General features: G+C 44.3%; 13 protein-coding genes, 2 tRNA genes, 3 rRNA genes and 2 pseudogenes. 15 read left to right on the plus strand and 5 right to left on the minus strand.

Features of this window, described 5'->3' with window-relative positions; all coding sequences use genetic code 11:
• Positions 1–96 precede the first annotated feature (96 nt).
• Both CDG60_RS01655 and CDG60_RS01660 read left to right on the plus strand, forming a co-directional pair.
• Positions 97–744, plus strand: a complete 648-nt coding sequence (locus tag CDG60_RS01655; protein WP_087514178.1) for a TetR/AcrR family transcriptional regulator — start codon at positions 97–99, stop codon at positions 742–744.
• A 116-nt stretch (positions 745–860) separates the two neighbouring features.
• Positions 861–1,745, plus strand: a complete 885-nt coding sequence (locus CDG60_RS01660; protein ID WP_087514177.1) for a DMT family transporter — start codon at positions 861–863, stop codon at positions 1,743–1,745.
• 516 nt (positions 1,746–2,261) lie between these two features.
• Here the strand turns inward: CDG60_RS01660 and tsaC are convergent.
• The 3 genes from tsaC to CDG60_RS01675 are packed head-to-tail and all read right to left on the minus strand — an operon-like array spanning position 2,262 to position 5,178.
• On the minus strand, positions 2,262–2,831 hold the full coding sequence (gene tsaC / locus CDG60_RS01665; protein WP_087514176.1) for an L-threonylcarbamoyladenylate synthase type 1 TsaC: 570 nt from the start codon (positions 2,829–2,831) through the stop codon (positions 2,262–2,264).
• A 27-nt stretch (positions 2,832–2,858) separates the two neighbouring features.
• Positions 2,859–4,004, minus strand: a complete 1,146-nt coding sequence (dprA, locus tag CDG60_RS01670) for a DNA-processing protein DprA (protein WP_087514175.1) — start codon at positions 4,002–4,004, stop codon at positions 2,859–2,861.
• 19 nt (positions 4,005–4,023) lie between these two features.
• A complete protein-coding gene (locus CDG60_RS01675) occupies positions 4,024–5,178 on the minus strand; it encodes a LysM peptidoglycan-binding domain-containing protein (protein ID WP_087514174.1) in 1,155 nt (384 codons plus the stop codon).
• A gap of 120 nt (positions 5,179–5,298) precedes the next feature.
• Here CDG60_RS01675 and def point away from each other — a divergent pair, with 120 nt between their 5' ends.
• The 4 genes from def (at position 5,299) to CDG60_RS18365 (ending at position 8,806) form a co-directional block, all read left to right on the plus strand.
• On the plus strand, positions 5,299–5,829 hold the full coding sequence (gene def, locus CDG60_RS01680; protein WP_087514173.1) for a peptide deformylase: 531 nt from the start codon (positions 5,299–5,301) through the stop codon (positions 5,827–5,829).
• A 90-nt stretch (positions 5,830–5,919) separates the two neighbouring features.
• Entirely contained in the window at positions 5,920–6,378 is a 459-nt protein-coding gene (locus CDG60_RS01685) for a DUF2946 family protein (protein ID WP_087514172.1), read from the plus strand.
• Positions 6,379–6,449: 71 nt separating this feature from the next.
• A complete protein-coding gene (locus CDG60_RS01690; protein ID WP_087514171.1) occupies positions 6,450–8,522 on the plus strand; it encodes a TonB-dependent copper receptor in 2,073 nt (690 codons plus the stop codon).
• 29 nt (positions 8,523–8,551) lie between these two features.
• Positions 8,552–8,806 carry a hypothetical protein gene (locus CDG60_RS18365; RefSeq protein ID WP_087514170.1) on the plus strand — a complete coding sequence of 85 codons (255 nt, stop codon included), beginning with the start codon at positions 8,552–8,554 and terminating at the stop codon, positions 8,804–8,806.
• 122 nt (positions 8,807–8,928) lie between these two features.
• Here CDG60_RS18365 and CDG60_RS01700 read toward each other — a convergent pair whose 3' ends face one another.
• The gene (locus CDG60_RS01700; protein WP_087514169.1) at positions 8,929–10,140 is read right to left on the minus strand and encodes an oxygenase MpaB family protein; all 1,212 of its coding nucleotides are present in this window, start codon (positions 10,138–10,140) and stop codon (positions 8,929–8,931) included.
• 86 nt (positions 10,141–10,226) lie between these two features.
• Here CDG60_RS01700 and CDG60_RS01705 point away from each other — a divergent pair, with 86 nt between their 5' ends.
• The 7 genes from CDG60_RS01705 (at position 10,227) to CDG60_RS01740 (ending at position 17,356) form a co-directional block, all read left to right on the plus strand.
• Positions 10,227–10,823: a TetR/AcrR family transcriptional regulator gene (locus tag CDG60_RS01705; RefSeq protein ID WP_087514168.1), complete on the plus strand. Its 597-nt coding sequence runs from the start codon at positions 10,227–10,229 to the stop codon at positions 10,821–10,823.
• A gap of 463 nt (positions 10,824–11,286) precedes the next feature.
• Positions 11,287–12,823: ribosomal RNA gene (locus CDG60_RS01715) — 16S ribosomal RNA — on the plus strand.
• A gap of 59 nt (positions 12,824–12,882) precedes the next feature.
• A tRNA-Ile gene (locus tag CDG60_RS01720) sits at positions 12,883–12,959 on the plus strand.
• Positions 12,960–13,003: 44 nt separating this feature from the next.
• Positions 13,004–13,079 (plus strand) — tRNA-Ala (locus tag CDG60_RS01725).
• 383 nt (positions 13,080–13,462) lie between these two features.
• Positions 13,463–16,356, plus strand: a 23S ribosomal RNA gene (locus tag CDG60_RS01730).
• Positions 16,357–16,532: 176 nt separating this feature from the next.
• Positions 16,533–16,647: ribosomal RNA gene (gene rrf, locus CDG60_RS01735) — 5S ribosomal RNA — on the plus strand.
• Together the 16S, 23S and 5S rRNA genes with 2 tRNA genes alongside form the textbook arrangement of a ribosomal RNA operon.
• Before the next feature lie 121 nt (positions 16,648–16,768).
• Complete coding sequence (locus CDG60_RS01740) at positions 16,769–17,356, plus strand: DMP19 family protein (RefSeq protein ID WP_087514462.1); 588 nt, start codon at positions 16,769–16,771, stop codon at positions 17,354–17,356.
• Between the two features lie 417 nt (positions 17,357–17,773).
• Here CDG60_RS01740 and CDG60_RS01745 read toward each other — a convergent pair.
• Positions 17,774–18,088: pseudogene (locus CDG60_RS01745) on the minus strand (flavodoxin family protein); the annotation flags it as partial.
• Here CDG60_RS01745 and CDG60_RS01750 point away from each other — a divergent pair.
• Positions 18,066–18,314: pseudogene (locus CDG60_RS01750) on the plus strand (MerR family transcriptional regulator); the annotation flags it as partial. The pseudogenes CDG60_RS01745 and CDG60_RS01750 sit on opposite strands and share 23 nt — an antisense overlap.
• Positions 18,315–18,465: 151 nt before the next feature.
• Positions 18,466–19,716: an esterase-like activity of phytase family protein gene (locus tag CDG60_RS01755; RefSeq protein ID WP_087514461.1), complete on the plus strand. Its 1,251-nt coding sequence runs from the start codon at positions 18,466–18,468 to the stop codon at positions 19,714–19,716.
• Positions 19,717–19,727 lie beyond the last annotated feature (11 nt).

The following is a 19,727-nucleotide window of genomic DNA, read 5'->3' on the forward strand; positions in this document are numbered from 1 at the left end:
AATTAAATAGCGATCATTATAAAAATAAAATATTTGATCATTTCATCCGTGTCAATTAATTTAATAGTAATTGTTATAAAAATATGTGTGATGTTTATGACAGAATCAGACAAAGTTGTTTCAGGACATACCGATCCTGTTGTTCGCCGTGGTCGTGGCAGACCCAGATGTTTTGATGAGCAGGAGGCACTGCACAAAGCCATGCTGCTGTTCTGGGAATATGGTTATGAGTCAACCAGTATCAGTGATCTGACTCAGGCATTGAACATTACCGCGCCCAGTCTGTATGGCAGTTTTGGGGATAAAAGTCAGCTGTTCTACCGCTGCCTGGACTATTATCTGACCACTGAAGCCTGTCCGATTGAAAGGATTTTCCAGGAAGCCCGAACTGCTAGAATCGCCATTGAAATCTATCTGCATGAAAATATTAAAAAGATGGTGCAGGAACATAAACCGGCAGGATGCATGCTTGTGGTGGCAACCATGAACTGCTCCGAGCAGAACCATCAGATTCAGGAGCAGCTGTTACAGAAACGGCACTGGGTCAAACAGCGTATTTATGAACGTCTGCAACAGGGCATACAGGATCAGGATTTAAGTCCGAACAGCCCAATAGAGGCTATGGCAGATTTTTATACCACGATCATTCAGGGCATGACCTTACAGGCAAGAGATGGGGCCACGATTGAACAGCTGAATCGGGTGGCTGAGCATGCCATGAAAAGCTGGGATACATTTATCTGATGACAGATTTTCAGTTATGCATGTGTCGTATTTGCAGTAGAGATGTCTGAAATACCATATTTCAAACATCTCAGACCTGAGGGAAAATAGCATGACTGAAAATGACAGGAACGAACATGACGCAACCTATTAAAACAGCCTGGTGGATGATCGCCTTACCGCTGCTCGCCGTTTTGATCTGGTCTTTGAACATTGCTGTGACCCGCTATGTAACAGACTATATTTCTCCTGTCAGTATCAGTTTTTACCGCTGGCTGGTGGCTTTTCTGATTCTTACGCCTTTTATGCTGTTTCGGGTGATTCAGGAGTGGGCAGATATCCGTCCACATCTGAAACAGCTTGCTGTTCTGAGCGCATTCGGAATGGTAATGTATCAGGGCGTGGCATATACAGCAGCACATTATACGACTGCAACCAATATGGGCATTATCAATGCCTTTATTCCTGTATTTACCATTTTTGTGTCCATGCTGATCTTAAAAGATATTCCAAACCGTTATGCAGTTGTGGGCAGTCTGATTTCTTTTGCAGGTCTGATTTATGTTATGGGGCAGGGTGATATTACGGCACTGGTTCAGTCAGGCGGGCATCTGGGTGATGTGCTGATGATTGCTGCTGTTTTCTTTTATGCATTTTATGGCGTATTTCTGAAAAAGTGGCAGCTGAAAATTCCTCTGATGCAGAGTCTGTATGTACAGATTGGATTTGCACTGCTGTACCACCTGCCTTTCGTGTTATGGATGGGGCTGGATACGGTCAATGCAGAGAATGCTCCCAGTGTGATTTATGCCGGTATTTTTCCATCATTGATTGCGCCGTTGTTATGGATGCTCGCTGTGCAATGGATCGGACCGAACCGGACCAGTATCTTTATGAACATGATGCCGGTTTTCACTGCGATTATTGCTTTTTTCTGGCTGAAAGAAGCATGGACGGTCTATCACACTGTGGGTGGAATCGTGATTGTTGCAGGGATTTTACTCGCCCAGAAACGACACTGATGTCTCTAGGCTGGGTAGAGCGAACAGTAGTTGTATAATTGATGAACAATTGATTGAAAATTACATTATTTTGAGTCTGGTGATTTAATGTGCATACTGGCATTTTATAAAACTGAATATAGATAAAATAATTTAATAAAATAGTGATATATATTTAATTGTTAAATTTTAATGATGACAGTCTGTCTAATTTTTTAAGTGAATTACATAAATATTGTATTTGTATAAAGAAAGCATTTGTTACATAATGTCCGTACAGGCAATGATTAAGTTTTTCTTAACTAATCAGCTTATTGTCTGGTGGATTTAAAGACCCTCTGGATGTGTTTTTTGCACATCCTTTTTAACGCTCAACCAGTCTTCTATGGTTGAGTTTTTTTTTGCCTGAATATTTGTACTGTAAATTACAGCTGCTTCTTTTGATTATTTTTTATTTCTTGAACAGCATGTTTCGGAAGTGGCTTGCAGTCGATGAAATTCATCTGACTGCTCATGTATGTACTGGAATAATCCGTATTATGCGCGGATCACCTCACCTGTTTCAGCATCAATAATCCTGCTGGGTTCTCGGCTCAGCCCCAGATCACCGTTCAGATAATTCATATCGCCTGAAAAGTAGCGGCTGGCTTCCTGAAGGGAGCGTGCAGGTTCAAGTCCGGCAGGATTTGCACTGGTCGAAACAATAAATCCATTAAAGGCATTACAGAGCGCGACACAGAGCGAATGTGTAGTGACGCGTACAGCAACCTTTGAGTGATTGCCTTTAATCCATGCAGGAATATGCTCACCTGCGGGCAACAGCCAGGTGGTGGCACGCTCATTCGGTTTACGGTTGCTCCAGCTGTTGATCACCTGTTCGTACATTTCAGGAGAAAGATCTTTCAGCAAAGGTTCTACCTGTGCAATCTGTGCAGCAAGCAGAATGACGCCTTTTTCAATGGGACGCTGTTTAAGACGAAGAATCTCGTGAAATGCCTGTTCATTGAAAGGGTCACAGCCCAGTCCCCATACAGCCTCTGTAGGATATGCCAGAACCTGTCCTTTATGCAGACATTGAGCAGCTTCAACAACAGAGGTGGTGATCATGGGATCTTGCCTTAAAAAAATAAAGGACTATTGTGAACCTAAATGACCCTGACGACAACGCAGATATAATCCACTCTGTTGAATGCACATCCCCTGAAGCTCCAGTTCCATCAGCTGACCAGTCAGTGTTGAAATATCCATACTGAGTTTGTTTGCCAGCTGATCCATGTTCAGTCCGTTCCAGTCCAGGGTTTGGTATAAAGCAATCAGATGCTCAGGCAGGACAGGTGTTTCTGGAACCGTGCTGGTCTCTTTCTTTTGCTGCACCATCCACTGGGTAGGCAGTGCCAGGTCCTCAATCACCTGTTCAGGATGGTCAATCAGGATTGCACCTTCACGGATCAGCTGATGACATCCCTGATGAAATTCGCTGTAAATATGTCCAGGTATGGCAAATACGGTTTTGCCCTGTTCAGCGGCAAGTTGAGCTGTGATCAGTGAGCCACTGTTCAGACTGGCTTCTGCCACGATGACGCCCAGGCTTAGTCCACTGACAATGCGGTTACGCCGTGGAAAATGCTGCTGAAGTGGAAGTGTGCCAGGTAAAAACTCTGTGATGACCGCACCACGCTGTTCAGTAATCTGCTGTCTGAGCAGGGTATGTGCTGTTGGATAAGTCTGATCCAGTCCTGTCCCCATGACCGCAATGGTTCGCTGGTGCTGCAACCCGCCTTTGTGGGCAGCTTCATCAATACCCTGAGCCAGTCCACTGTTGATATAAAAACCCTTTTCGCTCAGATAAAAGGCAAAATCATAGGCAATCTGACGTCCATGAGGACTGGGTTTGCGACTGCCGACGATTGCAATCTGAGGTTGCAGCAAGGCCTGAGCATTTCCCTGTCCAAACAGAATGGGCGGAGGGTTGGTATAAGGAAGAAGCTGAGCAGGATAGTCGGTGGATTCAGGGATCAGAACAAAATCTGTATGGGATTGAATATTCTGCAGCAGTTCTGCAAATTTCTGTTGTCCAGCGTCAGTCTGAAATTCCTGTACACGCTGTATGTGATTTTTATGCAGATTCAGCTGGGACCACTGCGCAAGACCCTTGGGGGTGGTCGCTAGGTGGACACTGCCAAAATGCTGTTTCAGTTTATAAAAAGCAGAAAGAGAATGCTGAACCAGATACCACAAGGTAATTGTTTCAATCTGCGCTTGTGATAAAGGGTTCAGCATGTTTATGACTTCCGAAAGGTTATTCGTCCATCAGCGGTGGCTGGATACCTGCCCCGACTTTGATCGGTAATTCGCTGTCCAGTACGTATGCATAGCTCAGATTATCAAAGGCTTTGAAAACCATGATGTTACCAATGCGCTGTCCTGGCAGTTGAACACGTTCATGTGTTTTTGGATCTGTGACAGTTTCGCCTTTCTGGGAAACGGCAAGCACATGTCCAACCTGAACGCCCTGTAAAGTACCACGGTCAATGGTTACAACACTGTTTTTCGCAGCGGTTCCAATAGAACCCATCACACGGACAATCTGACCACCAGCGGCAATATCTTCAGCATGCGTTGGATAGAACAGGGTCGGCAGCATTGGGTCGTATTCAGGCAGTACACGGTCACCACGACGGACTTCACCATTATAGGTATCGGTCAGTTCAATGGTGGTGATGTCATTTTCACCACGGATGGCAATACCTGATGCAACCTGAGTCAGTTCCAGACCTGCATTGTATTTTTTACCTTTTGCGTCAGTGAACATGTACGGTTCGCCTTCACGGTAAACGGAGTAACGCTGACCTGCAACAAGACCGTTGCCACGTGCGTAGACAGTTTGACCTTTGGCAGCCATTACACGCTGATCACTGGTACCCAGAATGTATGGTGTTCCTTCAATGGCACTCTGAGGAATAATGGTACTGCGCTCCAGCCACTGTTTGATGTATTCAAGTGGAATAACTGGAATGGCATTGTTCAGTGATTCAATGCGAACCTGTGGCTGCAGTTTGGTACCACCGGTATAGCGACGGATAATACCTTCACAGCCATCACCTTCATCTTTACCGATAATCGGTTTGCCGTTATAGGTACACATCAGCAGGCGGTCGCCAGGAAAAATCCAGTGTGGGTTTTTTACATGTTTGTTACTTGCCCAGATTTCAGGCCAGCGAACAGGATTTTTTAAAAACCGCTTCGAGATATCCCACAGCGTATCGCCTTTTTTCACCACATAAACCTGTGGTGCTCCTGCTTTCAATGCGGGTGGATTGACGTTCCTGGCTGGCGCAGCTTCAGCAACGCTGACCATGCCAGCTCCAACGCTGACGCAGACGGCAAGCGCTAATAATTGTTTTTTTAACCCCAGAGCATTAAAAGATGGCATGCCCTTCAAAACCTTTTTCATTATCATAATTCCTAAAATTATGTATGCAGATGCGTTATAATAACGATCTTACACACATTTTTTTGATGAAGCATTCCTTCATTCTGGTTTTTTGATCAATGGCATAAGTGAGGATGCAGTATGGCCTTATTACCTATTTTAAGTTTTCCTGATCCCCGTCTTCGTACCATTGCAAAACCTGTCGAAGAAGTTACTGATGAAATCCGTCAGCTTGCTGCAGATATGTTTGAAACCATGTATGAAGCGCCAGGCATCGGTTTAGCCGCTACACAGGTTGATCAGCATATTCAGCTTATCGTCATGGACCTGTCTGAAAATAAAGACCAGCCCATGGTGTTCATTAACCCCAGAATTACCCCATTGACTGAAGAAACACAGCCTTACGAAGAAGGCTGTTTATCAGTGCCTCAAATATACGATAAAGTTGCGCGCCCGTCACGTGTAAAAATTGAGGCAATTAACCTTGAAGGTCAATCATTTGAGATGGAATCAGACGGACTTCTCGCTGTTTGCATCCAGCATGAAATGGATCACTTAAACGGCAAACTGTTTGTCGATTATTTGTCGCCTTTAAAACGTCAGCGTGCCCGTGAAAAGGTCGAAAAAGTTATTCGTCAGCGTCAGAAAGAAAAAGTTGCTGTGAAACGCTGAGCAGTAAAATTTACAAATTTGTAAGTGCAAAAGCCCAGATCTGTCTGGGCTTTGCTATACTTGCGCTGCGCAAATTGCAGGACTGTTATTTTGCTGTTACGTAGTGGTTTACTGCTGTCATTTGCAGCAGTATTTTTACAGATTGCTGTATTTTTACAGCCTTTGCTGCCGAAGCAATATCAGGTTGCTCCGGTCTGTGAAACCATTACGCGTGCACTTTTACTGAAACCTGACAGTCATTCTTCTGTTTCGCATTCCCATCATGCAGCTCATTCTGCTGTGTCTTCAACCCGTGATCATGCTGATCTTTCTGTACAGCATGAGTCTGAAGCTGCTTCTGAACACCATCATCATGATGCAGGGCATCAGTGTCAGTACTGTACTGTTTACGGAAACCTTGTACTGCCACCAGAGCTTGAAGTCAAAGAAGTGCTTGATCGCATTCAGGTGCGTCTGCTTGCATTTCAGAAAACATTCAGTCATGTCTGGTTCGTGCTGCAACGGCTGTTTCTGCTTCCTCAGGGTAGGGCACCACCTCTTTCTGCATAAATCCGGTTGTTGTTTTTCAGGGTCTTGAATGACTCCTGTCCCGTTGTATTTATGTATTGAGAGAAATTGATATGGCTAAGCCAGTATTCCTTTTACAGCCACTGACGGCTGCAGTTCTTATTGCCTGTCATTCAGGTGTGGCATTTGCTGATGCTGAAAATGATCAGTCCCACAGGGCGGTTGCCAGCCTGGCACCTATTGTCACCACTGCTCAGCAGGGAAATGATGCCAGTGGGCTGATTGTCCGTGCTGATCCGAAAAAGCCGATTCAGCCGGTTCCAGCAACGGATGGTGCAGATTATCTGCAGAGTATTGTGGGTTTCAGTGCAGTGAAAAATGGTGGAACCAACGGTGATGTTACGTTTCGCGGCATGTTCGGTTCCCGTATAAAAATTCTGACGGATGGTTCGGAGAGTCTGGGTGCCTGCCCAAGCCGGATGGATGCACCGACTTCTTATATTCAGCCAGAAAGTTTTGACCGTATTTCAGTCATCAAAGGTCCTCAGACGGTGCAGTACGCTGGTACGGGTTCTGCTGCCACGGTTATTTTTGAACGTCAGAAGCCTGAATTTAAAGAACATCAGCCTGTACAGGGGCAAGCCAGTGTACTGCTCGGATCATTCGGGCGACTGGACCACAACGTGGAAGTACTGGCAGGAGATGACCAGAAATACATCCGTCTGAATGCAAACCATTCGGAGTCGGACAGTTATCAGGATGGTGATGGGAAAACAGTCCCATCGGCATGGGAACGCTGGAATACAGATCTTGCAGTGGGCTGGACACCTGATGATAACACCTGGGTAGAGCTGACAGGCGGTAAGGGTGATGGTGAGGCACTGTATGCAGGGCGTTCCATGGATGGTTCACAGTTTGCCCGTGAAAGTCTGGGACTGCGTTTTGAAAAGAAAAATATTACTGAAACGATTCAGAAAATTGAAGCACAGGTCAACTACAGTTTTAATGATCATGTGATGGATAATTTCAGTTTGCGTCAGCCAGAAATGAAGCATGACCATACTCTGCATACCATGTATCTGGATAAGTCTTCCATGCAGGTGACACGCCGTACACTGAACTCACGCTTGGCGATGACGACTGAGTGGAATGGAGTGGATTTGATCACTGGTGTGGATTCACAACAGAATCATCATGCCGGCAGTATGACTTCGCATGCGATGAATATGCCGCTCAGTACCAATATGAAATACCATTCCTATGGTGCTTTTGCAGACCTGGGCTATCAGCTGTCTGAAAATTACAGACTGGTATCTGGGGCTCGTATAGATCAGGTCAAAATTGATGCGCTGAAACTGAATGATGAGCGTAAGGAAACCTTACCGAGTGCTTTTATCCGTCTGGAAAATCAGCATCCCCATCACGATGCAAAAACATATATCGGTCTGGGTTATGTAGAGCGGGTGCCTGATTACTGGGAGCTGTTCAGTACAGCACATGGCAACAGCGGAATGCCAGAACCGGCATTCAATGACCTGGATACTGAAAAAACCTTACAGCTTGATATGGGTTATCAGCATGAACACGGTGCGTTCAATTCATGGGTGTCGGCTTATGCAGGTCTGATCAATGACTATATTCTGATGAGTTATCACGATCATTCGACGGGTATGGGGCACAGTCATGGTTCTACATTCAGTGCAGGAGCAAAAAATGTGGATGCTGTGATTGCCGGTGCTGAAGCAGGTGTGGGCTATCAGTTTACAGATGCAGTTCAGGCAGATATCAGTGCCATGTATGCCTGGGGTGAAAACAGCGAAACAAATGATCCATTGCCACAGATCGCTCCTTTGGAAGGACGTCTGAATTTACGTTATGTTCAGGATAAATACTCGCTGGGGCTGTTATGGCGTGCGGTGGCAAAACAGGATCGTATCAGTCTGAATCAGGGTACGATTGTTGGTTATGACATGAAAGAAAGTGCAGGATTCAGCACACTTTCCATTAATGCAGGCTATAACATTCAGAAAGATCTTAATCTTGCGGTTGGTATAGATAATCTGCTGGATAAAACCTATACCGAGCACTTAAATAAAGCAGGCAGTTCAGGTTTTGGCTTTGCCAGCAATGAACAGTTCAACAATACCGGTCGTAACTACTGGGCAAGAATCAGCATGAAATTCTAAGTTGATACAGACTGAACAGGAGTTTAAATATGAGTCATTCAAGTAATAAGTTATCCCCTGAAAAATCGGGATGGGGCTGGAAACTGCTCATCGTTGCCATTATTCTGAGCTGTATCTTTATGGGTTTTTTCTGGCTGGCAATCACCAATGATCCGGAATATATGCCAAGTCATAAACAGCAATATACGCAGCAGAGTTTTAAAAATGCACCTGTCATGAAGCAGACAGAACAGGCTCATCAGGAACAGGCTTCTTCAGAAGCTCATGCATCACACCATCCCTGAACTATCCTTCTGATCTGAAAAAAGGAAACCTGCGGGTTTCCTTTTTTTATGGGTGGAATAATAAAAATCATCAGGATCGGTGACTGAAATTTTCAGTGGAACTGTAAAAATTAATCTGTGGATCAGTGCTGGTGCATGCTTGCAAGTTGTTTGGCTTTACTGCTGTACAGAGCCAGTCCTAACTTCTGAACATTACGCCCGTTCCTCAGTAAAAAATCATCTATTTTGCTTGAGTGGCGCGCACCTGTATAAAGCAGCAGATTACGGGCGATCAGATAGTATGCAAACCATGCAGCAGGGCGTTGTTTTAAACCCAGCTGGCGCATTTTTTTACGTCCAATAAAAAACTGAGTCACTTCCAGGTGCTGTCTGTAAGCCAGTTTCTGCTGCAACGGTCGCATATAGCGGTATTGCCGTTCAAAAGGTTCTTTGGAAAGACTCGATCCCAGTGAAACACTTGATTCATCAGACTTGGGGTGGGCGAAATGCATCCAGTAAATGAGCTTCCATCCATCAGACTCTTTATTCACCAGCCATTTTTCATCAATACCCATTAACCAGCCTGCATATTTCCAGAAATGCAGAAAACTGTCGACTTCCTGCTTTGAAGGAAAAATGCCAAGTGCCCGAATTCCAATCAGCACCACACCACTGAAAGCAATATTGGTCATGGCCTGATCAAACTGATTAATAGGAATGCCCCAGGTGTCGGCATCCCATTTTTCAGACTTTCCAAGATGGTAGCGCACCAGTGAATGAATAAACCGGACATAGATGGTGGATGTAAAGCCTTTGTTGAAACGCTCAAAACCTTTTTCTTCAGTGATATCAATCCACCATTTTGTGGTTTCGGCAAGCCGTGTGCCGGCCTGCTTTTTCAGTGCCCCGGTCAGCACCAGTGGCTGGTTGAATCCTGGATACATATAGCCTGTCATCAGGGACAGATCACGCAGAATGAAACCATTATTGACCCCGAGTCGGTAAGTAAACCTGAGAGCATCATCAATTTTCTGCTGATCGTACCATTCCGGTTTCTGTTCAACTTTTCTGAAAAAATCAGTCAGTACCGGCATTTCATGAGGTAACTGATCCAAACCCTTATACAGCGCCGTTTCAAAATACTGCCGATGCTCTTTTGGATTCTGAACGACCCATTGCATGACAGTATCCATAGCATCATCACCACTTTGCAGAGCGCGGTTCAATGCCTGATATTCTTCAAAACTGGGAGAAACTTCCTGATCAGCCATATAGCTTAAAATTTTTGATTTCAGACTGAACTGAGGGATGTCTTCAAATGCAGCCAGTCGGCTGGGTCTGTTTAATGTTTGCATTGTGATCAATTCCTGATTATTGTTTGATCAGACTTTAATATGAATATTTATTCGCATTCAATTCGCATATCACAACAGGCATAACCATGAGAAAACAGCCACAACAGAAGCGGGCACGACTGATCGTGGACAATATCCTTGAAGCAACACAGCTCTGTATTGCAGAACATGGGTTGTTACAGGTAACCACACCCAAAATTGCTGAAAAATCAGGTGTCAGTGTTGGCTCTATTTATCAGTACTTCGAAAATAAAGAAGAAATCGTTCAGGAACTCCTGCGCCGTAAAAGTGAAAATCTTGGGCTGGCTCTGAAACAGCTGGCAACGGCTCAGGAGCAGCTGAAGCTTGAAGAAATCATTCCACTTAGTATTCAGTTCGGATTTGACATGATGAAAGCAGATGATGGTTTCTTTATAGAAATCCTGAAACACTGGCATGGTTATAACAACTCTGAAGCAGCTCAGATTCTGGAAAAACACTTTTTTGAGGTTGGTTTATATGTTTTTAACCGATTTTTTCAGCACTGGAACTTCGAAACTTTAAAGAATAAATCCTTTGTGATTATCAACAGCACACTTTTCACTATGATGAGATATGTCTCAAACAATAGTTTTCTTATTTCAGAACAACAACTTAAGAAAGAATTAACATTAATGATTCTGGCGTATTTAAGTCAGGATTAAATATTTTTAAATAAAAATACATTGTAAAACAGTTGTTTAGTTATTTTGTGGTTTGAAATATAAACACCCGTTTTAAATATTTTAAAAATAGGGTTGTGTCTGCTCTGAAATACTGTAGAATGCACATCCATCGGCGGTGATGAAGATTAAAACTTCTGATAAAACAGTAGCTTAGCATAGAATGGTTAAGTTGGGTTTTAGAAAGAAAGTTTAAAATAATTTACATTACATGTTGACTTTGAAGAGATTCAGAGTAATATAGCCGACCTAGCTTGATGCTGACGAAGCATTGAGAAGATCATTAAGAGAATATGAAGAACAACTTGTGTGGATTTTTACTGATTGATCGATCGAAATTATTTTCATTGATTGAATGGTTTAAATTACTCGAAGTTTATTTGAGAGAATTTGTCAGAAAATTGATGAGCCAAGATTGGCACCCTTTAAGGTGCTAGCAAGTATTAAACTGAAGAGTTTGATCATGGCTCAGATTGAACGCTGGCGGCAGGCTTAACACATGCAAGTCGAGCGGAGAGAGGTAGCTTGCTACTGATCTTAGCGGCGGACGGGTGAGTAATGCTTAGGAATCTGCCTATTAGTGGGGGACAACATTCCGAAAGGAATGCTAATACCGCATACGCCCTACGGGGGAAAGCAGGGGATCATTAGACCTTGCGCTAATAGATGAGCCTAAGTCGGATTAGCTAGTTGGTGGGGTAAAGGCCTACCAAGGCGACGATCTGTAGCGGGTCTGAGAGGATGATCCGCCACACTGGGACTGAGACACGGCCCAGACTCCTACGGGAGGCAGCAGTGGGGAATATTGGACAATGGGGGGAACCCTGATCCAGCCATGCCGCGTGTGTGAAGAAGGCCTTTTGGTTGTAAAGCACTTTAAGCGAGGAGGAGGCTACTCTGGTTAATACCTGGAGATAGTGGACGTTACTCGCAGAATAAGCACCGGCTAACTCTGTGCCAGCAGCCGCGGTAATACAGAGGGTGCGAGCGTTAATCGGATTTACTGGGCGTAAAGCGTACGTAGGCGGCTTTTTAAGTCGGATGTGAAATCCCTGAGCTTAACTTAGGAATTGCATTCGATACTGGGAAGCTAGAGTATGGGAGAGGATGGTAGAATTCCAGGTGTAGCGGTGAAATGCGTAGAGATCTGGAGGAATACCGATGGCGAAGGCAGCCATCTGGCCTAATACTGACGCTGAGGTACGAAAGCATGGGGAGCAAACAGGATTAGATACCCTGGTAGTCCATGCCGTAAACGATGTCTACTAGCCGTTGGGGCCTTTGAGGCTTTAGTGGCGCAGCTAACGCGATAAGTAGACCGCCTGGGGAGTACGGTCGCAAGACTAAAACTCAAATGAATTGACGGGGGCCCGCACAAGCGGTGGAGCATGTGGTTTAATTCGATGCAACGCGAAGAACCTTACCTGGTCTTGACATAGTAAGAACTTTCCAGAGATGGATTGGTGCCTTCGGGAACTTACATACAGGTGCTGCATGGCTGTCGTCAGCTCGTGTCGTGAGATGTTGGGTTAAGTCCCGCAACGAGCGCAACCCTTTTCCTTATTTGCCAGCACTTCGGGTGGGAACTTTAAGGATACTGCCAGTGACAAACTGGAGGAAGGCGGGGACGACGTCAAGTCATCATGGCCCTTACGACCAGGGCTACACACGTGCTACAATGGTCGGTACAAAGGGTTGCTACCTAGCGATAGGATGCTAATCTCAAAAAGCCGATCGTAGTCCGGATTGGAGTCTGCAACTCGACTCCATGAAGTCGGAATCGCTAGTAATCGCGGATCAGAATGCCGCGGTGAATACGTTCCCGGGCCTTGTACACACCGCCCGTCACACCATGGGAGTTTGTTGCACCAGAAGTAGGTAGTCTAACCGTAAGGAGGACGCTTACCACGGTGTGGCCGACGACTGGGGTGAAGTCGTAACAAGGTAGCCGTAGGGGAACCTGCGGCTGGATCACCTCCTTAACGAAAGATTGACGATTGGTAAGAATCCACAACAAGTTGTTCTTCATTGATGTATCTGAGGGTCTGTAGCTCAGTTGGTTAGAGCACACGCTTGATAAGCGTGGGGTCACAAGTTCAAGTCTTGTCAGACCCACCATTCTGACGAATCAGCACAGAAACAGATATATCGGGATCTTAACTGGGGACTTAGCTTAGTTGGTAGAGCGCCTGCTTTGCACGCAGGAGGTCAGGAGTTCGACTCTCCTAGTCTCCACCATCACATTAAGTGAAGTTCTGAATTATAGAATTTAGTGAATATGACGATCATCTGATCTCAGTTTATTAAGTTCTGTGATTTATCACAGTTTGCTACCTGCTGACGAGGCGGTAGTTAATCATTAACAGCATATATTTGAGTTGAAATAAATTGTTCATACTCATGACCGACATTAACACTGACAGTAATTTATTACTGTGATGTGAAAATGAAGGAAATGAGAAACTAGCGATTAAACTGAATCAAGCGTTTTGGTATATGAATCTAATTGAAGCTGTACAGTGATTAATTTCACAGACGCCAACTGTATGAGAGTGATGAGAAATCGTCGCGATCTGTTGCTCATCCTACTTGTAGGGATGAACGACTGTTTGGGGTTGTATAGTCAAGTAATTAAGTGCATGTGGTGGATGCCTTGGCAGTCAGAGGCGATGAAAGACGTAATAGCCTGCGATAAGCTCCGGGGAGGCGGCAAATATCCTTTGATCCGGAGATTTCTGAATGGGGAAACCCACCTGCTATAAGGCAGGTATCGTAACATGAATACATAGTGTTACGAGGCGAACGAGGGGAAGTGAAACATCTCAGTACCCTTAGGAAAAGAAATCAATTGAGATTCCCTCAGTAGCGGCGAGCGAACGGGGAACAGCCCATTAAGTCATATAAGCTTTAGTGGAATGCTCTGGGAAGTGCAACCATAGTAGGTGATAGTCCTGTACGCGAAAGGGCTTATATGATGATGTCGAGTAGGGCGAGGCACGTGAAACCTTGTCTGAATATGGGGGGACCATCCTCCAAGGCTAAATACTCCTGACTGACCGATAGTGAACCAGTACCGTGAGGGAAAGGCGAAAAGAACCCCTGTGAGGGGAGTGAAACAGATCCTGAAACCGCATGCATACAAGCAGTGGGAGCCGACTTGTTCGGTGACTGCGTACCTTTTGTATAATGGGTCAGCGACTTATATTCAGTAGCAAGGTTAACCGTATAGGGGAGCCGTAGGGAAACCGAGTCTTAATAGGGCGTTCAGTTGCTGGGTATAGACCCGAAACCGGGTGATCTATCCATGAGCAGGTTGAAGGTTGGGTAACACTAACTGGAGGACCGAACCCACTGTCGTTGAAAAGCCAGGGGATGACTTGTGGATAGGGGTGAAAGGCTAATCAAACTCGGTGATAGCTGGTTCTCCCCGAAAGCTATTTAGGTAGCGCCTCGGACGAATACCATTGGGGGTAGAGCACTGTTTCGGCTAGGGGGTCATCCCGACTTACCAAACCGATGCAAACTCCGAATACCAATGAGTACTATCCGGGAGACAGACTGCGGGTGCTAACGTCCGTAGTCAAGAGGAAAACAATCCAGACCGCCAGCTAAGGCCCCAAAATTATAGTTAAGTGGGAAACGATGTGGGAAGGCATAGACAGCTAGGAGGTTGGCTTAGAAGCAGCCACCCTTTAAAGAAAGCGTAATAGCTCACTAGTCGAGTCGGCCTGCGCGGAAGATGTAACGGGGCTAAAACTATATGCCGAAGCTGCGGATTTGCAATTTATTGCAAGTGGTAGGGGAGCGTTCTGTAAGCCGATGAAGGTGGATTGAGAAGTCTGCTGGAGGTATCAGAAGTGCGAATGCTGACGTGAGTAACGACAAAACGGGTGAAAAACCCGTTCGCTGAAAGACCAAGGGTTCCAGTCCAACGTTAATCGGGGCTGGGTGAGTCGACCCCTAAGGCGAGGCCGAGAGGCGTAGTCGATGGGAAACTGGTTAATATTCCAGTACTTGTGTGTAATGCGATGAGAGGACGGAGAAGGTTAAGTCAGCCTGGCGTTGGTTGTCCAGGTGGAAGGATGTAGGCATGTATCTTAGGCAAATCCGGGGTACTCTATGCTGAGATCTGATAGCAAGCTGTACTTGTACAGTGAAGTGGCTGATACCATACTTCCAGGAAAAGTCTCTAAGCTTCAGTTACACAGGAATCGTACCCGAAACCGACACAGGTGGTCAGGTCGAGTAGACCAAAGCGCTTGAGAGAACTCTGCTGAAGGAACTAGGCAAAATGGTACCGTAACTTCGGGAGAAGGTACGCTGCCGGCGGTGATTTCCCTTGCGGAATGAGCGGCCAGCAGCCACAGAAACCAGGCCCCTGCAACTGTTTATTAAAAACATAGCACTCTGCAAACACGAAAGTGGACGTATAGGGTGTGATGCCTGCCCGGTGCTGGAAGGTTAATTGATGGGGTTAGCGTAAGCGAAGCTCTTGATCGAAGCCCCAGTAAACGGCGGCCGTAACTATAACGGTCCTAAGGTAGCGAAATTCCTTGTCGGGTAAGTTCCGACCTGCACGAATGGCATAATGATGGGGGCGCTGTCTCCAGCAGAGGCTCAGTGAAATCGAATTCGCCGTGAAGATGCGGTGTACCCGCGGCTAGACGGAAAGACCCCGTGAACCTTTACTGCAGCTTGACATTGAACTTTGATCTTACCTGTGTAGGATAGGTGGGAGGCTTTGAAGTAGTGACGCCAGTTGCTATGGAGCCATCCTTGAAATACCACCCTGGTAATATTGAGGTTCTAACTCTGTCCCGTTATCCGGGACGAGGACCATGTCTGGTGGGTAGTTTGACTGGGGCGGTCTCCTCCTAAAGAGTAACGGAGGAGTACGAAGGTGCGCTCAGCGTGGTCGGAAATCACGCGTAGAGTATAAAGGCAAAAGCGCGCTTAACTGCGAGACCCACAAGTCGAGCAGGTACGAAAGTAGGTCTTAGTGATCCGGTGGTTCTGTATGGAAGGGCCATCGCTCAACGGATAAAAGGTACTCTGGGGATAACAGGCTGATACCGCCCAAGAGTTCATATCGACGGCGGTGTTTGGCACCTCGATGTCGGCTCATCTCATCCTGGGGCTGAAGCAGGTCCCAAGGGTATGGCTGTTCGCCATTTAAAGAGGTACGCGAGCTGGGTTTAGAACGTCGTGAGACAGTTCGGTCCCTATCTACCGTGGGCGCTGGAAATTTGAGAGGATCTGCTCCTAGTACGAGAGGACCAGAGTGGACGAACCTCTGGTGTACCGGTTGTGACGCCAGTCGCATCGCCGGGTAGCTATGTTCGGAAGGGATAACCGCTGAAAGCATCTAAGCGGGAAGCCTACCTCAAGATAAGATTTCCCTAGGACTTTATGTCCTCTAAAGAGCCGTTGAAGACTACGACGTTGATAGGCTGGATGTGGAAGCACGGTGACGTGTGAAGCTGACCAGTACTAATTGCTCGTGAGGCTTGACTATACAACACCCAAACAGTTGTTGTATAAAGCTCAGTTGATTCGATATTCATCAGAATGACTTGATTCAGAATCGCAACAGTATGACAATGTTCCAACTCAGATAGAGCTGTTAATAACTCATTTGGAAAAAGCATTGGCATCTAAATAAGACCAAAGCAAGTATCCATAAACAGTTGTGCTGGCGACAATAGCAAGAGTGAACCACCTGATCCCTTCCCGAACTCAGAAGTGAAACCTCTTTGCGCTGATGGTAGTGTGGGGTTACCCATGTGAGAGTAAGTCATCGCCAGCTCATTATTCCTAAACACCCTCAATCATTTGATTGAGGGTGTTTTTTATTGGTTGAAAAATTAAATAGATTTAAAATAATTAAAGATATACATTAGTTTATATAAAAATATAAGGTGCTATAAATGGAAGGAAAAGTAGCTTGTTCAGAATGTAATGCTTTGATTTTGATTGATACAGCAACAAAAAATAAAGGTCTATGTGTACCTTGTGCAAAAGGTTATAGGAAACAAATAGAAGAATCTAAAAAACGTTATCAAGATGATAAAAAATATAGAGACTCAGAAGAATATAGATATTGGGTAAATTTATTACAAAAGGTATCTTGTGTAGCTGATTTAAGAAACTTAGCTTTTGAAGAACAAGTCTATTTTGTTATAAATGTGTTGATTGGAGAAGTATTTAATGGTGGATTTGATCAGTATTTCCATAATAGTTCAGGAAATTATTATGCTGAAACACTACAAGCCTTAAATGAATTAAAAGCTTTTAAAAGTTTAGAATTATTGGAAAGTGCAAAAGTAATATTATTTGGTAGTCTGGATGTTCCAAGTGATCGAGGGTTAAGATTTGACATATTAAATAGCAAAGGAGATGTAGAAAATATCGAATTAGATCAATTAGACAGGAGTTTTTGGGAATTTCCAGATCAACTTGATCAAAAAATACTTCAATTTGCTCAATTAAAAAAATTGTTTAAACTATTTGAGTGAATTCAGAATTATAAATAATTCTTCAAAATAATGGGATTACTAGATGTTGGTGTAATTGCAAAATCAGAAAAACTTTCGTTTATAATTGAGAAAGATAAAGAAGGTAAATTCCTTTTGAATACGAACGAAAATGTTACGCGGGCGTTGAATAGATTTGGAATTATTGTCTAAATAAAAGAAAACCCCATCATCCTGACGGGATTTTTTCGTATTGGTTCGTTAGGTAAACTCTTATATTACCCACTTCCTGTCTTTTTATGATTTATATTTTAGTGAATTGATCACATTAGATATATTCGCCAATCCATGCTGACATTCACATAGAAAAGAAACTATTGATAACACCCAATGTTTTTAATGTAGTAATCCCCGAGATTAAAAACATATGAAAATTAAAGACTGGCTCCTTTTATTCGATCATGTTCCTTGATAAGCATTTAAGCGAAATGCAAAGTTTTGTCCAAATAACTGAGCGGTTTTAATATCGCCAGCATCAAAAGCATCTGCCGGACTGGCATGTTCGGCTTGTGCCATAAGACCAGACCATGACCCGAGACGATTGGCTGCTTGGGTATATGGAACACCTTGATGTTGCTCAGGTAAAATAGGGTTGCCGACCCATACCATACCGTGCTGCATTGAAAAGGTGAAAAGCGAAATCAGGGTCGATTGCTTATCCCCAGCAGGTAACGAGGAAACGGTAAACCCTGCGGCAGGTTTTTCCTTAACTGAAATTACGCAGATGTTTAGCCAGGAGGGACAGCCTGAATTAGATCGAGAAATGTTAAACCAGAAAGCTGAGCAACTGGAACAGATGACCCGACGTTTACATTTTATCAGTGAGGGACTGAGACATGCTGCGGTGTGCCCTGCGGAAAATCATATGCAATGTCCGACCTTTCAAAAGTTTTTAAAAGCAGCAATTGAGGGCGAATATCAACCGACTAAACTTGAGTAATACTGAGTCGATGCACGTTATTTTTATTCAGTTCATAACGTGTTGCGTTGCATTGTCATCTTTTCGCCATAAAGACTTCATTCCGGTGCAGTAAAAGCGTCATAAAAAACTGTTTATATTTGAATCAATTTTGATCAAATGTATAAAGACCATGAACAGGAAAACTTTATTGACTCTATTTTGTTGTAGTGCTTTGGGGTTAACAGCATGTAATGACAATGAGGATGATTTCTCGCCTGAATCATCGGTTATAGTGCCTACTTTAGTTTCTTTTGCTAAGCTTGACGTTGAAACCTATGCTGCAGGACCGAATTCAGGTGCAGCAGTGAAAGGGGCAAATGGTATTTTCCCACCCTTTAAAGGTCAACCGATCCAGGGTTTTTCAGGTGCTTTGAAAAATGGTGACGGGACGTACATGGCGATGGCGGACAATGGTTTTGGTACGCAAGATAATTCATCTGATTTTTTATTACGTATCTATCAGATCAAGCCTGATTTTCGTACTGAATCAACAGGTTCAGCAAAAGTTCAGGTGATGGACTTTATCCAGTTACGTGATCCTAATGGATTAATTCCATTCACCATTTTTAATCAGAATACAGTGGATAGGTTGCTGACCGGTTCAGACTTTGATCCTGAATCCATTCAGAGAACAGATGATGGAAGCTATTGGATCGGTGATGAATTTGGTCCATATTTACTGCATTTTGATAAAGATGGTGTGTTGTTGGATGCACCTTTTCCATTGCCTGATCCATTTAAAAAGGGTGCGGAACTGCGTTCACCACAGAATCAGTTCAATAAAGCCGATATAAATTATACAGAACCTTTGACGCAACAAAGCGGTGGCTTTGAAGGTATGGCTCTGAGTAAAAATGGCTTATATCTGTACCCTTTACTGGAAAAACCTTTAAAAGGGCATGAGACTGAAAAAAAATTACTGATATTTCAGTTTGATTTACAGACAAAATCCTATACAGGAAAATTCTGGTATTTTCAGTTGAATCCCAAAGCCAGTAATATTGGTGATTTCCAGCTGTTTGATGATAAAAGAGGTATTATTATCGAACGCGATGCGACACAAAACAGGCTGGATGGCTATAAAAAACTGATTAAAGTTGAACTGGGTGAGCCAGGAACAGTTGTCAGGCGCGAAGATCTGGTCGACTTAATGAATATTGCCAATCCGCATCATCTTTCTGGAACACCACGTAAAGGTGATACTGGTACAGGAAAGATATTTGCCTTCCCGTTTGAAACAATTGAAGACGTCATTATTGAAAATAATCACACTTTAACCGTGTTGAATGACAATAATTTTCCAGGATCATCTGGACGCAATGCTGAACGTGCCGATGATAATGAAATGATTCAGATTAAATTACCCAAAGCATTGTTCTGAAGTTGATAGAA

It is taken from the genome of Acinetobacter chinensis (assembly GCF_002165375.2).
Lineage (GTDB): Bacteria > Pseudomonadota > Gammaproteobacteria > Pseudomonadales > Moraxellaceae > Acinetobacter > Acinetobacter chinensis.

What these genes read in the sequence shown, in the direction of transcription:
- CDG60_RS01655 (WP_087514178.1), top strand. Translation starts at nt 97, where the DNA reads ATGACAGAATCAGACAAAGTTGTTTCAGGACATACCGATCCTGTTGTT.
- CDG60_RS01660 (WP_087514177.1), top strand. Translation starts at nt 861, where the DNA reads ATGACGCAACCTATTAAAACAGCCTGGTGGATGATCGCCTTACCGCTG.
- tsaC (WP_087514176.1), bottom strand. Translation starts at nt 2,831, where the DNA reads ATGATCACCACCTCTGTTGTTGAAGCTGCTCAATGTCTGCATAAAGGA.
- dprA (WP_087514175.1), bottom strand. Translation starts at nt 4,004, where the DNA reads ATGCTGAACCCTTTATCACAAGCGCAGATTGAAACAATTACCTTGTGG.
- CDG60_RS01675 (WP_087514174.1), bottom strand. Translation starts at nt 5,178, where the DNA reads ATGAAAAAGGTTTTGAAGGGCATGCCATCTTTTAATGCTCTGGGGTTA.
- def (WP_087514173.1), top strand. Translation starts at nt 5,299, where the DNA reads ATGGCCTTATTACCTATTTTAAGTTTTCCTGATCCCCGTCTTCGTACC.
- CDG60_RS01690 (WP_087514171.1), top strand. Translation starts at nt 6,450, where the DNA reads ATGGCTAAGCCAGTATTCCTTTTACAGCCACTGACGGCTGCAGTTCTT.
- CDG60_RS18365 (WP_087514170.1), top strand. Translation starts at nt 8,552, where the DNA reads ATGAGTCATTCAAGTAATAAGTTATCCCCTGAAAAATCGGGATGGGGC.
- CDG60_RS01700 (WP_087514169.1), bottom strand. Translation starts at nt 10,140, where the DNA reads ATGCAAACATTAAACAGACCCAGCCGACTGGCTGCATTTGAAGACATC.
- CDG60_RS01705 (WP_087514168.1), top strand. Translation starts at nt 10,227, where the DNA reads ATGAGAAAACAGCCACAACAGAAGCGGGCACGACTGATCGTGGACAAT.
- CDG60_RS01740 (WP_087514462.1), top strand. Translation starts at nt 16,769, where the DNA reads ATGGAAGGAAAAGTAGCTTGTTCAGAATGTAATGCTTTGATTTTGATT.
- CDG60_RS01755 (WP_087514461.1), top strand. Translation starts at nt 18,466, where the DNA reads ATGAACAGGAAAACTTTATTGACTCTATTTTGTTGTAGTGCTTTGGGG.